General features: G+C 63.4%; 9 protein-coding genes and 2 pseudogenes. 5 read left to right on the plus strand and 6 right to left on the minus strand.

Features of this window, described 5'->3' with window-relative positions; translation table 11 throughout:
- Positions 1-513: 513 nt before the first annotated feature.
- Positions 514-759 (plus strand): annotated as a pseudogene (locus AB0I43_RS18710) (histidine kinase); the annotation flags it as partial.
- A gap of 116 nt (positions 760-875) precedes the next feature.
- Here the strand turns inward: AB0I43_RS18710 and AB0I43_RS18715 are convergent.
- Together AB0I43_RS18715 and AB0I43_RS18720 are read right to left on the minus strand one after the other, a co-directional pair.
- Positions 876-1,844, minus strand: a pseudogene (locus AB0I43_RS18715) (MFS transporter); the annotation flags it as partial.
- A 10-nt stretch (positions 1,845-1,854) separates the two neighbouring features.
- A complete protein-coding gene (locus AB0I43_RS18720) occupies positions 1,855-3,147 on the minus strand; it encodes an NAD(P)-binding protein (protein WP_356981011.1) in 1,293 nt (430 codons plus the stop codon).
- Between AB0I43_RS18720 and AB0I43_RS18725 the strand changes: the two genes are divergently transcribed.
- The 3 genes from AB0I43_RS18725 to AB0I43_RS18735 all read left to right on the plus strand — a co-directional run bounded on the left by AB0I43_RS18725 (position 3,086) and on the right by AB0I43_RS18735 (position 5,524).
- A complete protein-coding gene (locus tag AB0I43_RS18725) occupies positions 3,086-3,577 on the plus strand; it encodes an RNA polymerase sigma factor (protein ID WP_356981013.1) in 492 nt (163 codons plus the stop codon). The genes AB0I43_RS18720 and AB0I43_RS18725 overlap by 62 nt on opposite strands.
- Positions 3,574-4,053, plus strand: a complete 480-nt coding sequence (locus tag AB0I43_RS18730; protein ID WP_357432463.1) for an SRPBCC family protein — start codon at positions 3,574-3,576, stop codon at positions 4,051-4,053. The genes AB0I43_RS18725 and AB0I43_RS18730 overlap by 4 nt, the downstream gene beginning before the upstream one ends.
- A 541-nt stretch (positions 4,054-4,594) precedes the next feature.
- Complete coding sequence (locus AB0I43_RS18735) at positions 4,595-5,524, plus strand: type II CAAX endopeptidase family protein (protein ID WP_356981016.1); 930 nt, start codon at positions 4,595-4,597, stop codon at positions 5,522-5,524.
- A 373-nt stretch (positions 5,525-5,897) separates the two neighbouring features.
- Here AB0I43_RS18735 and AB0I43_RS18740 read toward each other — a convergent pair whose 3' ends face one another.
- The 4 genes from AB0I43_RS18740 to AB0I43_RS18755 all read right to left on the minus strand — a co-directional run bounded on the left by AB0I43_RS18740 (position 5,898) and on the right by AB0I43_RS18755 (position 14,939).
- On the minus strand, positions 5,898-7,520 hold the full coding sequence (locus AB0I43_RS18740; RefSeq protein WP_356981018.1) for a UvrD-helicase domain-containing protein: 1,623 nt from the start codon (positions 7,518-7,520) through the stop codon (positions 5,898-5,900).
- Entirely contained in the window at positions 7,402-9,246 is a 1,845-nt protein-coding gene (locus AB0I43_RS18745; protein WP_356981020.1) for an AAA family ATPase, read from the minus strand. Before AB0I43_RS18745 ends, AB0I43_RS18740 begins: the two co-directional genes overlap by 119 nt.
- Positions 9,247-9,565: 319 nt before the next feature.
- Positions 9,566-14,518: a DEAD/DEAH box helicase gene (locus tag AB0I43_RS18750; RefSeq protein ID WP_357432464.1), complete on the minus strand. Its 4,953-nt coding sequence runs from the start codon at positions 14,516-14,518 to the stop codon at positions 9,566-9,568.
- Between the two features lie 145 nt (positions 14,519-14,663).
- The gene (locus AB0I43_RS18755) at positions 14,664-14,939 is read right to left on the minus strand and encodes a hypothetical protein (RefSeq protein ID WP_356981024.1); all 276 of its coding nucleotides are present in this window, start codon (positions 14,937-14,939) and stop codon (positions 14,664-14,666) included.
- 310 nt (positions 14,940-15,249) lie between these two features.
- Between AB0I43_RS18755 and AB0I43_RS18760 the strand changes: the two genes are divergently transcribed.
- On the plus strand, positions 15,250-15,891 hold the full coding sequence (locus AB0I43_RS18760) for a hypothetical protein (protein ID WP_356981025.1): 642 nt from the start codon (positions 15,250-15,252) through the stop codon (positions 15,889-15,891).
- Positions 15,892-15,941 lie beyond the last annotated feature (50 nt).

The raw sequence follows: 15,941 nt of genomic DNA on the forward strand, positions 1-15,941 counted from the left end.
TCGGCGCTGGTGGCGGCGGCCCTGCTCGTTCCGACCCTGGCACTGATCGGCGCGCATGTTTCGGCTTTGTTCGGGTCACGGTGGGTGTGGCACAACCTGTGGTCCTGGGCCTGGTTGCTGATCAACTTCGTCTTGCTGACGTTGCTGTTCGCGCCGCTTCTCGGCGACCTGTTCCGCCGTCTTCTCGCCCGCTGGTTCAACATCAGGATCGACCCCGGATACCGGCTGCCGGCCTACGCCGATCCGAGGGCAGCCACCCCTGGTCGCCGCAGAAATGCCGGCTTGGATCGGCTGCGGCGCAACCCGGTCAGCGATCCCGCCTACTGGCGGGATGTGCGCTGGGTCGTCATCGCGGCCTTCGTGATCGGACCGGTGTGCGCCACTCCGGCAGTCGCGCTGATCGGTGCGATCATCGCGTTCACGCGCCAGACGCCGCAGTCCTGGGTGGCGGGACTGACGCTGGTCGCCGCGGGCCTGATTCTGGCACCTTTCGTCTGGCGCATCGCCGGCCCCATGGGTGATCGCTGGCTGCGCTTGCCCACCAGCGGGGCAGCCGCCGCCCGGCGTGTGCGGGAGTTGGAAACACAACGTGATCAGCTCACGACCGCGCAAACAGCAGAGATCCGGCGGATCGAACGCGATCTCCACGACGGCGCCCAAGCGCGTCTTGTCGCAGTGGGCCTCTCGCTCGCTACCGCGGAAAAACTCATGGACGAAGATCCGGAAAGAGCCAAAACACTGCTGCGCGAAGCACGGCGGGGCACCTCCGCCTCGCTGGCCGAGCTGCGCGAACTCGTGCGCGGCGTGCATCCACCCCTACTGTCGGGACTTTCGGTATCCATTCGATCCGATTCGGCGGCAATGCTGAAGGCATGCCACGGCATCTGCCAGAGCCGGTCGGCTCCGGCAGTCGTCAGCAGCACCGCGAACAGCCAGAACTCCGGTGCGAACGCTGTCACCAGTTCGAGTACCCCGAACCCGAACGCGCTGCCCACCAGCGCCCGCAGCCGCACCTGCGAACGCCGCGACGCCAGCAACGCACCGACTACCGACCCGGCGGCCAACGCCACGTTGAGCAGTCCGTACAGCCCCGGGCCGACGTGGAAGACGTGGTAGGCGAAACCCGACAGGACAGCCGGAAAGTTATATCCGAAAGTGCAGACGAAACCCATCAGCGCCAGCGGGCCGACCAACTCGGGGTGAGCGGCCACGTAGTGCAACCCCTCCTTCAACTCACCTCGCCTGCGCGGTTGCCGCGGTTGCGGATACAGCTGGTCGGCCCGCATGAGCGCCAGTCCGCCGACAACGGCGACGAAGGACAGCGCGTTGATCGCGAACGCCCACCCGGAACCGAGCGTCGCGATGATGATCCCGGCGGCCGCGGGCCCCGTCATCGACGCGGTCGCGAAGTTGGCGGCGTTGAGACCGAGCGCGTTGCGCAGGTGCGCGCGGCCCACCATTTCCCCGGCGAAGGCCAGCCTGGCCGGGCCGTCCACGACGCTGACCAAGCCGAGCAGGAAAGCAAGCAGATACACCTGCCAGACGCGCACGACGTCGGCCAGGGTCGCGAGTGCGAGTACAGCGGCCAGAACGCCCATGGTGCTGTGCGTGAGAATCAGCAACCGGCGCTTGTCGAAACGGTCCGCGATCACCCCGCCGCAGAGGCCGAACAGCAGGACCGGCAAGAACTGCATCGCGATGGTGGTTCCGACCGCGAACGTACTTCCGGTCAGGCTGAGGACCAGCCAATCTTGAGCGATGCGCTGCATCCAGGTTCCGGTATTGGAGATCGCCTGTCCCGCGAAGTAGTAGCGGTAGTTGCCGATCGCGAGCGAGGCGAACATTCCCGGCGGGTCAGATCGCGAACTCGGGGCTTCGTGTGGCACCGAGCTGGGCGACGGCGCGCTCGGCCGCGTTGATCCCCACCTCGGCCAGAAGCCCCGGCGCGGCGGACTGGTCGGTCACCACGAAGACGCCGTTCCCGCGGTCGATGGCCGGGCGGTCACGCCAGGTCGTGCCCGGCAGGTCCAGTGCGCCCGTACAGTTCGCGCGAATCACCCCGCGTCGCCATGCAACGGTGTCGCGCCACCCGGGCCAGGCGCAGTCGAGAAGTCTCCCGACACGGTTCTGCACCTGCGTTTTTCCCTCGCCGGGGAAGCAGGCCGCCGAGATCTGCACGAGCTCGTGCGCCGGGGGAGCCAGCAGCGGATCCGCCAGGCTGTATCGGGCCGCGTAGATTCGTGCGTCGAGATCCAGGACTCGAAACCAGTTGGGGGCCTTCGGCGCCCGCAGACCCAGATCGAATGTCGCCACCCGCGAACTGGGCCAGGTCAGTGCTTGGTCGCCGGTCAGCTGGCGCGCCGAAGCCAGGCTCGTGGCCAGGATCGTTGGGCCCGCCGGGAGTGCCGTGATTCTGCTCCCTGTGCGCAGCCGGATATCCAGATCGCGTGCGCGGTCGGTGAGCAGATCGACCAGCTTCGACCAGCCGCCGACCACATAGCGTGCGCCGCCGGCCATCGACCGGCTCAACCCCTGCCGAACGAAAGCAGCGGACAGCCGCCCCGGGTCGTGATCGAAGGTGAAGACGAATGCCACGCCGATGATGGCCTCGGCCCATTCCGCGTCGACGTGCTGGATCAGCCATTCCCGGAAAGGTCTGTCCACGGGCGCCTCGCTCGGCAATGCGTGGATAGCTCGGTGCAGGCTCACCGGCCAGGGCGTGAGGCGACCTGCGGCGTGGATCAGGCTGGGCCGCGGTGGCGCCGCCACGATCGGCGGCGTGAGCCGGTTCGCTGCAAGCCATGCCCAGAACGCGCCGTCGATGTAGACCGCGTGCGGACCTTGGTTGGCCCGGTACGGCGCCCCGAGTGTGCGCGCCCGCCCGCCCGGTTGTGCGTGCGCTTCTTCGAGACTCACCTGCCAGCCGAGCTGAGCCGCCATGATCGCCGCGGTGAGCCCGGTCAGGCCGGCGCCGATGATCTGTAGTTCAGATTTCACGAAAATGCCTCTCCGTGGGTTGTTTTCACTGGACAGGTGTCGCGATCGCGGCGAAAGGTTCCCTGCGATGTCCCGTAAGGTTCCGGGCGTGGATCCGCTCGATGTCGTCGCCGCGCAACGCGGAGACGCTCTGGCCATGGATCGGCTCATCGACGATCTGGCTCCCTACGTGCACCGGTTGTGTCGCCGTATCGACCCCGCGGTGGCCGAGGACGCGACCCAGGAGGCCTTGCTCGCGATCTTCCGGAGTCTGCCGTCACTGCAGGCCCCGGAGGCGATCATGACCTGGGTCAGGTCGATCACCATTCGAACAGCGCTGCGGTATGCCCGCCGACTGCGATCAGAAGTCGCTGTGGCGGAGCTGCCCGAGAACTACCGCGTCGCGTCCATCGAGGACACGGTCGACATCGACGACATCCTGGCGCGTCTTCCCGCCGGGCAACGCGCCGTCATGGCCTTGCGCCTCTGTGATGACCTGAGCGAGGAAGAGATCGCCACCGAACTGAAGATCCCGATCGGGACGGTGAAATCTCGGCTGCATCGAGCGAGGGCCACGTTTCGGAGGATGTGGGAATTGTGAAAGATCCTGGCACGCAATACCGACCGAACCCCATCGACCGGCTGGCGGTCCTGGCCGCGGGCCTGCCGGGTGCTGTCGTCGGCACCCGGCTCATCCCGGCCTCTTTCGAAGCCGTGTGGAGCGTCGTCGCCGATCTGGAACACGCGACGCCACGATACGAGCCCGGTGTCGCGAGCGTCCGGGTCATCGAAGAGCGTGGTGAGTCCCTTCGTTTGCTCGTGCGGGACAGTGAAGGCCGGGAAGCCGCGATGACCGCGCGGCTGCGACCGGGGTGGTGCGTCATGCAGTCGAGCACCGTCGTCATCGCCTTCGCCGGCCGTGCGGTCGAGGGCGGAACGATGCTGGCGCACATGGAATTCCGGCGGGAACAGCCGGGCGACGCGAAAGGTGGATCGCGCGATCCGCGCGCTACCCTGGCAAAGATCGACCACGAACTGCGCACGATCGAGCAACTCGCCACCGGCAGCGCATACTGACGGTTTATCCCGGCTTCACTCGGTCACCGAGCTGTATCTCGATTCTCGATGTGCGCGTTCAGATACGACGGTCGGGTATCTCCGAAACCGCTCGCATCTACAAACTTCCCGTCGGAAAGTACTGGCTCCCTGATCGGCTGGGCGAAGCGACCCGGATCGGTCAGCACCGGCCCAGCTATCGTTTGTTGCCGTCGAATATATGCTCGACCGCCGGGTGCGGCGGGATTCGGCCCGCTCAGGACGAGCCGAATCCCCCGGACTCACCAGCCGGAACCCGATCCTCCCGATCCGGTGTTGGCAAGGATGGTGCCAATGATCATCTGCAAGATCCCGGCGATGGGGCCTAGAAATTCCACGGGTTGTTCCTCCGACTTCGCACGTCGACCTGTCCGACGTAGCGGGGAATCTAACCCAGCAGCCATGCGAGATGTTGACGTTTCATGGAAATTCTCCGTCCGTCGGCTATCACCCAGGCAATTCCGAACGAATCAGTACTCCAGGATGATGCGCGCACGGGATCTCCTCCGGCAGGTTGACGCCCATGACCTCCACCGAGATGAGCGACACCGCACCCGTCGGCGTGGTGCGTGCACCGACCACCGCGCGATTCTGGACCATCCTCGGCGTCTACGCGCTGTCCACTCTCACCGCCTCAGCGGCATTGATTGCGGCCCAGCCGCATTCGGGTATCGATCCCGCGGCCCTGTCGCTGGTCCAGTTCGGTCCGGCCCTGGGCGCGCTGATCACCTGGCTGATATTCCGCAAGACCGTCTCCGAGCTGCTCCCCGCGCCGGTTTCCTGGCGGCGCGTCGGGGCGAATGCCGGCGCGATGGTCGCGGTGTGCGTGCTGTTCTGGCTGGCGATCACCGCTGGCGCACTGCTATCCGATATCGACATGGTCGGCCCCGCCGCGGTCGGAGCGGTGCCGTTCGCGGTATTCGTGGCACTGCAACTCCTCGGCGCCTGCGGCGAGGAGATCGGCTGGCGCGGAGTGATGCAGCCGCTGCTCGAGTCTCGTATGGCCAAGTTCGCCGCGATCGCGGCGACAGGGGCGACCTGGGCGCTGTGGCATGTCCAGGCATTCGTCGTCGGCCCGGTTCCGGCGGTCTGCTTCTTCCTCTCGGCGATGTCCTTCGCCATCGTGCTCGGATACGTGGCGTCAGGTAGCTTCTACCAGCGCGTAATGGTCGCCTCGATCGGGCATTGGCTGATCAACGTCGCCTGGTACCTCTTGGCCGGGGACAACACCCTGGACCGGCCGCAGATCGTCTTCGAAGCCGTCGCCGCCGTACTGATCGCTGTGGTCGTCCTCGGCGCGAGATCGTACCTCGATGCTCGGCGAATTCCGCTCCGGCGGAGGGGGACACCTGACACCCCGGCCGGTCACGGCGTGCACGCAGCCGCGATTGAGACACTGTCCTCTCATCGAGGAAATTCGGCCGTTGGGGCTCGACAGGATTCGAGCCGCTAACAGCCGGTGCGCGGTTCCTGTCGGCCTCGACTGCTGGTCCGCAGCCTCCGAAACCGGAGGTTGGCCAGAGTCAGGGGCATTGGTCACGAATGCTCCCGATCTCCGGATCGTCAAATGAGAAAATCCCCTCTGACCGCAGGTCGGAGGGGATTTTCTTGGTCGGGCTGACAGGATTTGAACCTGCGACCACCTGTTGCAAAATCATGAATTCGGCGGATTCCCACCGCTATTCGATACAACCTAGTGCTCGGTTTATCGGCGATAAGGCCTTCCCTTTAGTTTGCAGAATTGCCCATCGTTTTCCGCTAATAGCGGGGGCAACGTGGGGGCGAATCAAGTTCGCCCCATCGCGAAATCCTTCGAATCTCATGGATTATTTCACATGCAAGATTTCCTCAGGGTGGGGTCGTGTACCGGTCAGCAGCAGTGTTTGGTGTGACGCACGGGTGAGCGCAACATATAGCACCCGGTCGTCATCTCGGTGCTGGCTAAGCCCGTCGGCCAGTCGATCGACATCGCGGTCTTCAAGGTAGAGCCCGACGACTGGCCACTCACATCCCTTAGCTTGGTGAACGGTCATACCGGGGATCAGACGGCGGTGGTGCATCCGCTGGGCCAGGGCGTACAGGCGGTGTACGCTGGCATTTTCCCGCTCCGCGGTATTGAGCGGCCGCAACTGGCATGGGCTACCTGCCTCTCGGAGCAGCCTTCGTAAGAGGACCAGTGCGCCGGCTGCCGCTGCAGTTGTTCCGACCCGGATCATCTCCAGCACTGGATTGAGTGTCCCGTTTGCCCTAATCTGGTTTCGATCGAGTCCAAGAACGGCAGCAGCATCGGTGGCGTTGCGTGCAGGGTGGCCGAACTGGGCCTGGACGATAAGGTCGAGAAGAAGCTCCAGAGCGGCATCGGTTTGATTGCCGGGGCGCCCAAACGAAAGGGGCAGGATGTAATCGGGACCTCCCCACAGGTGTCGCCATTTTCGTGCCAGACACACATCGCATTCATCGGTAGCAGACACCTTCGCAAGTAGAACTCGATGACCATTCCTGGCGTCTTCGGAGAGAGCGCGCATCCCATCTCGGAAGCGAAAGGTCTCACTCACCGGTCGATTCTCGAATCCTTCTCGCCTCACGAACTCCGCAACATGTTCGGGTCGGGCTCCGCGGAATCTGTAAAGTGCCTGCCACGGGTCGCCGATCAGGGTGGTGTTGATCCCAGCAGATACGAGGGCCCAGATGGTGTTCAGGTCGAGGCGGTTGGCATCGAATACTTCGTCGACAATGACTGCCTTGACGGTTTCGGCCAGATACTGGCGCGCCGCAGTACGAAGCTTTTTGTCATGAATGACGGCATCCATGATCTGACGTATCTCGGCGGTTGTGCATCGGCCAGTTGCGAGATGGGCGTCGAAATCCTGCTTACCTGTGATGAAGTGCCCTGGTTCGCTGAGCCGCACAGATTTCGCTACGACCTGCGTGCCCTTGAGCACGACAGCCCGACGGTATTCATCTGATCCGATCAGGCGTGCACCCCGGCACCCTCGCCAAGTCTCATGGACCGCGAGCTCGGTGTGCCCACCGATCCAGGAGATGGTCCTACGACGTAGGAGATACGTCAGGATTTCTTGATGAAGTCCGTCCAGGGTCAGTGCCCTGTGCGGCCAGGACATCGCGTTCCCACCCCATCGGCGTTCGATGCGGCTCCGAAGCTCGTCGCGGGCTGATCTGGTGAATGCGAGAGCGAGTATCCTTCGCGGGTCGTTTGCAGTGTCATACCGAATGACTCCGAACCGTTCGGCGGCGACCGTTGTCTTGCCCGAGCCCGGAACAGCCTCTATGAATACGCGGGTTGCCGTGCTGAACGCGGCTCTGCGCTGTTCAGCGGTCAGCGATAGTTGCATGGTTTTCGGGTGTGTTGCAAAGAAATTCGAACATGTCCGAAATGTGGGCTGGCACTGCGACTGCCTGACCGTTATCGACACGCTGCGAGATTTCATCAGCCAGTTCGAGTGCGAATTCCGCCTTGTACCGCTTTGCTGTGCCTGCGAACAGGTTGTCGATGGAACTGGGTGTAATCGAGGTGGGTGCGGTCGCGGGAATCTGCCCGAGTGCGGCGCGGATTGCCTCCACGTTGCCCGGCGTGACCGCCGGCTCGAGTGTCGGGTCGTTGTAGAAGGCCCGCAGAAGGGACGGATCACTGTGCCTGATCCACTTGGGCTTCCTGAATACCTTCGGCGGTCGGGAATCTGTATCGGTGAGTATCGCTATCCTCCTGGCAATTTCGTGGTCCGGTGCTGCCAGAAGATTGGCTATCCAACTACCCGGCCGCGACCCCAGCACCACGATCGTGAGAGCTTCGACGAACTGGCGCCTGGCCTCGTCGTCGCTCGCCCAAGCCCGACCGAGTGCGCGCAGGACCGCGGCATCCGTCACACCTTCAGTAACGATCATCCGGTCGGCGAACAGCGCGGCCGATCGCGTCGTATCCAAGTGCAATCGGGCCATCCGCAAGGTTCGTGCTCGATCGTTAATAGGCATCGTCGCCAGAACGCGCGATACACGGCGACCGTCGTTGAGGCGTCGCAAAACAACCAGCTCCTCCGGCCGGCATGCGGAAATGACATCACCGGAATGGCTGCTGACGATAAGCTGGATTTCCTTGCGCTGCATCGCCAAACTCCGCAGGTACCGGGCTAAACCGTGTTGCAACTGTGGATGTAGATGAGCCTCGGGTTCTTCGATGACGACGGTCACATGGAACTGGTCGGGGAAGAACGCGTCCTCACGAGCGGCTGCTTCCTCTTCTCGCTCTCGTTGAGCTTCGCTTTGCTCGCCTTCGAGATCGGCATCATCACCGATCGGCCGTCCCATCATGTCCCCGGGCGCGCTTTCCTCCCGCTGCATCTCCGAATTCGGGCTCAACTCAGACAGGTTCGGTATCGCCGACAGGATGACGGCGATATGCAGCAGGTTCACATATCCCAGCCCCGATACGTCGAGACGGCGTGCAATCGATCCCTCGCCTGCTGCGCCAAGCAGAAGCTCCAGCACTCTGGCCAGGTAGGAGTCGTCAACAATCTGCCCGCCAACATTCGCGATTTGCTCGCTGACACCGGACGACAGCGCCTTGAGATGCCCACGTACATGCGCCTCGACGGTCTGGATCAGCTCATGCTTGGTGAGGTCGTCCAGCAGGCGTTGAGCATGTGATCGCAGGTCCATCAGGTTGCGGTGACCGTGCAGCGCCTGCTGACGCGCACGGAACAGCTCCACCAATACCTGGACATCACGTCTGGCAAGCTCATCCAACGGGTTCCGGTGCGCCGGAAGATAAATCAGCCGCAACTTGTCGAAGGACTCCGGCGGATGCTCCGCCGCGGACGCACGGACCCGGCCGAGATTCCGCTCGAGTCGTCGAGTCCACGACGGAGACGGTAGCGACAGATTCCGGAGCATCGTGCCCAACGGTCCCTCGTCCGTTTCGTCGCTGAAGGAATATAAGACCTCGATCTCACGCGGCGAGGTGGAGGCAAGAGTTTCAGCGCTGGGCCGCGGAAGCTGCGGGAAGCTGTTCGGGTGCGCCAGGTACAACGCGTCGGCCACAGTCGTCTTGCCTGCATTGTTCGCGCCGGCCAGCACTGAGAACCGGCCCGGCAGCTCGCAAACGAGTTCGGCGTCGGCGCTCGCTCGAAACCCCCGTGCGCTAACACGATTCAGGAACATGCACTATCTCCGCTCGGATGTACGACCTCGTGCACCGACGTCCCCATACCCTGCTTCCTCCGACCGACGGGCAGTCAGATGCACCCGCCCAAATCACACTGTTGTAACTAGGCGAGCCTACCGGCGCGGGCCGGACAAGGTGCGTTGGCGCCGCGTAGTTTGGTCTCGGCCAGAGTGTGGAACGTTCGCAGCCCCGGGGGTTTACCTCGTCGCGGTGACCATCCCGGCAGTCGTTCTTACCGGAAGACGGTCTACATTCGACATTCGACGATATGGCCGCTGCCACTCTCAAAACAGGGCAGCGGCCCCGGACATCTGGTCAATCTGCCGAGCCAGGTGCGGCGGCCAGGCTGTCGACGATCTTCACGGTCTCGACCGCGACGGTGGTGACTCGCTTGATCAAGTCCACGATGTAGGTGGGATCATCGTGTTCGTCGCACCAGTCATTGGGGTCGTTGACGATCCCGGACGCCTTGTCGGTCTTGACCTGATAGCGGTCGATTACCCATCCCAGCGCGGACCGGGAGCCCAGCATGTAGTGCTCAGCGGATTCCGGGATACCAGTCACGGTGACCTTCGGGTTGTAGACGATGGTGGTGAGGTCGTCGACATTCTTGCCGGTTTGCGGGTCTTTCTTCTTGCCCCACTTCATCTTCGAGACCTGCCAGGTCTCCCGATCCGCGGTCGAGCAACCCTTCTTGATCTGCACATCAAGGTCGTACGGCGTGACAGTCTTGTAGTTCACGTGCAGGTCGGCCAACTGACGTCCGGCCCTGGCGAACAACTCGAATCGGTCCCGCGATGTCGGGGTGGGGATACGCGGAAGCATCTTCTTCAGGTCCGCCGCGTAGGTTTCGCGGTAGTCGGGGTCGTGCAGTAGGCCATACGTGTAGAAGAAGATGTCGTCCTTGCTGACCTGGTCGCCGATCGCGGTGCGGTAGCGCGCGAGCGTGCCGCCGGTGACGTTGTCGATGCGGCGGTAGCCATACTCGTCTACCTCCTCACCATCGATGGGTGCGAAATCCAGTTCACCGTCAGGCGATTCGGCCTTGACGTAGGTCCAGCGGGGAAAGAACTGGACGGTGTAGGTGAAGAAGGACAGATCAGGCAGTGTGTCGGTTGCGAGGACCGCGAACTCAGTCCCTTCACGAGGCGCCATCACTAGGATGCCGATGTTCTTGTGGTGTGTGGTCGGGAAGATCGACGGCAGTTGACCGGGCCTTTCAATGAGCTGTCGATCGAAGTAGACATGCTCGGTTGTGAACGGCCGATACTGTGCGATGACGATTGCGTTGTCGCGGTAGGCGTAGCGTTTGCCCTGTGCCAGGTCGGCATTGGTACCGCTGGTCCAGCTGATCTGGGTGGGATCGCCGTCAATGAACCGGTCGGCCGCCTTCTTACGGTCAGCGGTTTTGAGATGGCGGTGCAGCGACTCGAATTCGTCGACCTGTTTGTTATAGAAGCCGATCATTCGGCGCATCTTCTGTTCGACCGTAGCACGGGAGAAGTTGTATACCCACGCGTCTCGATTTGACTTGAGGCCACCGGAGTAAACTGTGAATACTGACGTGGCGTCAGGACGCTTGTCTTTGTCTCCGAGTGGTGTCCATGAGGTGAACTCGTCGCTGCGTTGATTGACCCAGTCCCCGTACCGGTTGGGGGTGGTGGCCTGCCAGTCGACAGTGGCGAGGGTTTCCTCCTTGAGGATGCGAAGTTTATCTTCGCGCGTGAGGTAGTCGCCGATGTCGCGGTAATAGATCTCGCACGCACCAGTATGGGCGGGGTTTTTGACGCCGATGAGGATGGCGACAGTATTGCGGCTGCCGGAGCCGAAGATCTTGCCTCCCTCCTTGCGGGACAGTTCGCCGGCGGTGCGCTGGTTGCCGCGCAGGTTGTAGATGTAGATGCGGGTGTATTCGTCGACTAGAGACAGTCGGATGCCGTCGGCGGTATTGCCGTCGATCCAGCCGCCGTTTGAGACGAACGCGACGACGCCGGTATCGCCGATGCGGTCTGTGGCCCAGCGGAACGCGCGCAAGTAGGAGTCGTAGAGGCTGTTCTTGAGGGTGGCGGTGGAGCGTTTGGCGTAGGTGTCAGCAATCCGCGCGTCCAGCGTTGGGTAGGAGATGTTGGCATTGAGGTCGTTCGCGGAGGTTTGTCCGACCGAGTAGGGCGGGTTGCCGATGACGACGTTGATGGGGGTGGCGAGCTGGCGGACGATGCGGTCGTTGTTCTGCGGGAATATGACCGCGTCGAAACTATCCCCGTCCTCGGTGATCTGGAAGGTGTCGGCGAGCACGATCCCCTCGAACGGCGTGAACTTGGCGGCGGACTCCCCGCCGAGGAGCGCGTGATAGGTGGATTCGATGTTCACCGCCGCGATGTAATACGCGAGCAGCATGATCTCGTTGGCGTGCAGCTCGTGCTCGTACTTGCGGGCCAAGTCGGCTGGTTCGACGAGCCCGGATTGCAGCAGGCGGGTCATGAACGTGCCGGTGCCGGTGAACGGGTCCAGAATATGGACGCCTTCGTCGGTGAGGCCGCGGTCGAACGCGTTCCGGGAGGCGTCATCGGCGGCGCGGAGGATGAAGTCGACGACCTCGACGGGGGTGTAGACGATGCCCAAGGCCTCGGACTGCTTACGGAAGCCGAGGCGGAAGAACTTCTCGTAGAGTTCGGCGATTACCTTCTGTTTGCCGTCGGCGGTGGTGACTTCCGCCGCGCGAACTCGCACCGAGGCATAGAACTCCTCGAGCTTGGTGGTCTCGGCCTCGAGGCCGGAGTCGCCGAGGGTGTCGACCATTGCCTGCATGACTCGGGAGACGGGGTTGTGGGATGCGAAGTCGTGGTCGGCGAACAGGGCATCGAATACCGGTTTGGTGATCAGGTGCTGGGACAGCATGCTGATCGCGTCAGCGCGGCTGATGGAGTCATTGAGATTGTCCTTCAGGCCTTGATGGAACATCTCGAACGCTTCGGCCACCTGTGGTGAGGCGCCGTCGAGGAGGGCCTGGATGCGGCTGATCTGGGCGGCGGCGATGTCGGCGACATCGCCGGCCCAGTCTTCCCAGTAGGCTCGGGTGCCGACCTTGTCGACGATCTTGGCGACGATGGCTTCCTGCCATTCCGACAGGGAGAACAACGCCATCTGCTGCGCGATTTGACCGCCAGTGTCGGGGGCGGCGTCAGTGTCGGATGTGTCCGTGCCGGAGATGGATTCGGTGTCGGTGTCCCCGGCGACGGGGCCGATGTGATCGCCCATCAACCGGTCAGAGCCCTTGCCGGCTTTCATTTCCGACTTGGCGTTCAACGCGATGGAGTTGACCATCGCGTTGAACCGGTCATCGTGGGCGCGCAACGCGTTGAGGACCTGCCACACCACCTTGAATCGGCGGTTGTCCGACAGTGCCTGCGACGGCGATACTCCGGCGGGCACAGCGACCGGCAGGATGATGTAGCCATAATCCTTACCGTCGGCCTTGCGCATCACCCTGCCAACGGACTGGACGACATCCACGACGCTATTGCGGGGGTTGAGGAACATCACCGCGTCCAACGCCGGGACGTCTACACCCTCTGACAAACAGCGGGCGTTGGTGAGGATGCGGCACTCACCGTCCGGGATCGGGGCTTTCAACCATGCCAGCTCGCCGTTGCGTTGCAGCGCGTTGAACGTGCCGTCGACGTGGCGGACTGAGCAAGACAGGTCCAGGTTCGTCGACGGCACCTCCTGCCCGTCGTTGGCGTTGTCCTCCAACAGGTCCCGGTACGCGTCGACAACGGCGGGGAAGACATCGGCAACCTGTCGGGAGGCGGCGATGTCCTTCGCGAACACCACCGCCCGCCGCATCGGCGGCTCACCGGGCGCGAACCCACTGCCATCCGGCGTGCGCCCGGCGCGCTTGGCCAGCCCGTTCCAGCAGCCGACGATCTTCGAGGCGTCATCGAGTCGCAACTCACTGAACTCCCCAGCCAGCTGCTGCTGCAGTGGAGCGGCAACAAGGCTCTCGTCGACGGTCAGGACGATCACCTTGTAATCGGTCAACAGACCCCGTTCGACCGCTTCCCCGAACGAAAGCCTGTGAAACTCAGGCCCATAGTCTGCTTCGTTGTCCATCGACGTCAATTCCGCCGAGTGCTCGGCGGCTTGGTCCTTGACCTTGTCGTCGAACAATCGCGGTGTCGCCGTCATGTACAGGCGCAGGTCCGCCTTCAGGAAATCGGCGTCGTGGATCTTGACGAAATTCGACTCGTCATCGCCAGCCAGGGTGACGCCGGTGGTGCGGTGCGCTTCATCGCAGATCACCAGGTCGAAACTGGTCACGCCGCCCTGCTGTTGCGCTTTCGCGACCACGGGGAGGGACTGGTATGTGGTAAACACCACCGTCAGGCCCTTCGCGTGCTTGCGGCGGCTCACCTCAGCGGACAAGACAGAGGGGTCGGTGGTGACCGGGATCGCGACGTCGTATGAGCCGATATCCTCCGCAGCGCGGGACACCTTGGTGTCCGAGCACACCGCGAAAGCCCTCAGATTCAACTGGGTTTGGGCAGTCCACTCCCGCAAGGTCTGGCTGAGCAGCGAGATCGAAGGCACGGCGAACAGGATCCTCGCGCTGCCGCCGCGTTCCACGGCGGTGCGTTCGGCGATCTTCAACGCGGTGAACGTCTTGCCGGTACCGCACGCCATAATCAGTTTGCCGCGATCGTTGCCGGCGTCGAAACCGGCGAACACCGCATCGATCGCATCCTGCTGGTGCGGGCGCGGCTCATGCCGCTTCGCCTCGGTCAGAGTGACCTGCAAGGTGCCTGTCGGCCAGGCGATATCCCATGCGATCGGCGACTCGGCGATCTCAGCCAATCCGATCCGCTGCACCGGGATGGTCTGCCCCTCGAGCGCATCCTCGGCGTTCTTCCCCCACCGGTCCGTGGTGGAGATGATCACCCTATTGGTGAACGGAGTCTTCCCCGACGCGGTGAAGAATGAGTCGATATCGCTCTTGGCCAGGGTGTGTGTGGGCTCGTAGAACTTGCATTGGATCGCCGTCAACTCACCAGTGTCACGCTCACGAGCCACCAGGTCGATCCCGGTGTCCGGCTTGCCATCTCGGCCAGGCCAGTCCGTCCACCGCCACACTTGGTCATACTGCTGCGACAACATCGGATCGAGCTCGAAGTAGCGGACCATCAACTGCTCGAACTTCGTGCCCCGCTCGGAGTTCGTCGCCACTTGGCGGAACGCCTCGATCACCTCGTGCACCGATGTCGACCCCATACCCTGCCTCACTCGCCTCCGGCGCAGCGCACCGCCTGGACCTTGTCCCTTCGAGGGGTGAGGTTACCCAGTCAATGCCGCGTCGCATGGAGCGACGCAGGAGCATATCTCGGATATCGGCCAGGAACTGGAGGGGCCTCGGCGTTCAGCAGACGCCGAAGCTGCCGTTCAAGGCCGAATCAATGCTGCTGGGCGGGTGCATGTTCGGGCTGATCTCAGTTCGGTCTCTCGGGTGAAAGTGTCCCGTTGGCGTCGATGTTGTTGGGTCGAGGTTTGGCGGGTGGTTCGGGTCGTACTCGAATGTGCAGCCGTTCCAGCATGAGTCTTCCGGGCCGTGAGCACTGGCCTGGACAGCTCCGCCGCCGAATAGCAGTGCGGTCATCGTCATTAATGTGGCAACTACCAGCTTCTTGAGCATCATCGCGCGCTCCTATGCGTTGCGCCCTGTCGGCGCGGCAGGGCCGAGCCTTCGACTTCTCGAAGCAGCTGCTAGGCGGCTGCCAGCCGTGAGATGACCTGGCACACAGGGCAGTTCGCAACAAGCGGAGCGTCGCTCGGCGACGCCGGTGCTATGTCGACGATCGCTTGGGGGCGTCCTGTGCTGTTCATGCGTGTGCTGCGAGTATGCACGATGGTCCAGTCGTGGTCGGGATCGAACCGGACTCGTACTTGCGCCTCAAGCCCGCGGAAAGGTCCACGACCACCACGCCCTGCCCGCCTTCCGGGCCCAGGTGCGTGCCTGGGCGCGCGGGGAGGAGATCCCCGGTACGCTGGCCTACCGCAGCGGGCCACCGCGCGACTGGTCGCTGGTCTGGGTCATCGATGTCGTCACCGGCACCGGCATCCGCCCCTACGAGGTCGTCGCGCTGCTGCTCGACGACATCGACCTCGACGCGCCCGACCCCTACATCGACATCACCGGCACCCTCGTCGAGGCCAAGGGCGTCAAAGGCGGCTGGGTCCGCAAGCCCGCGCCCAAGAGTGAGAACGGGTGGCGGCGGATCCTGTTGCCCGCACACAGCGTCGAGGCCATTCGCGAAGCGATCGCCTACCTAAAGAGCTCGGGTCAGCCCAATCCGCTCGGACTGCTGTTTCCTTCCCGGGTCGGTACGTTCCGCAGTCCCAACAACTTCGGGCGCACGTGGCGGGCCGCGCGCGGCACCGTGTTCGCCTGGGTCACCCCGCGCACCTTCCGCAAAGGTGCCGCGACCGCGGTCGATCACGCTTCTGGCAGCCCGGAGCGCGCGGCACGCCAGCTCGGTAACACCACCGCGGTGGCCAAACGCCACTACATCGACATCCCCGAGACCGTGCCCGACAATCGTGAGGCCCTCGAGCGGTGGGCGCGGGGCTCTCCGGAGGCGAAAGTGTGAGATTTTTGTGAGAACGGTTCGAATCCCGGGCCGTTCCGGGATGAAGAAAA

Source organism: Nocardia sp. NPDC050435 (assembly GCF_040655395.1).
Classification (GTDB): domain Bacteria; phylum Actinomycetota; class Actinomycetes; order Mycobacteriales; family Mycobacteriaceae; genus Nocardia.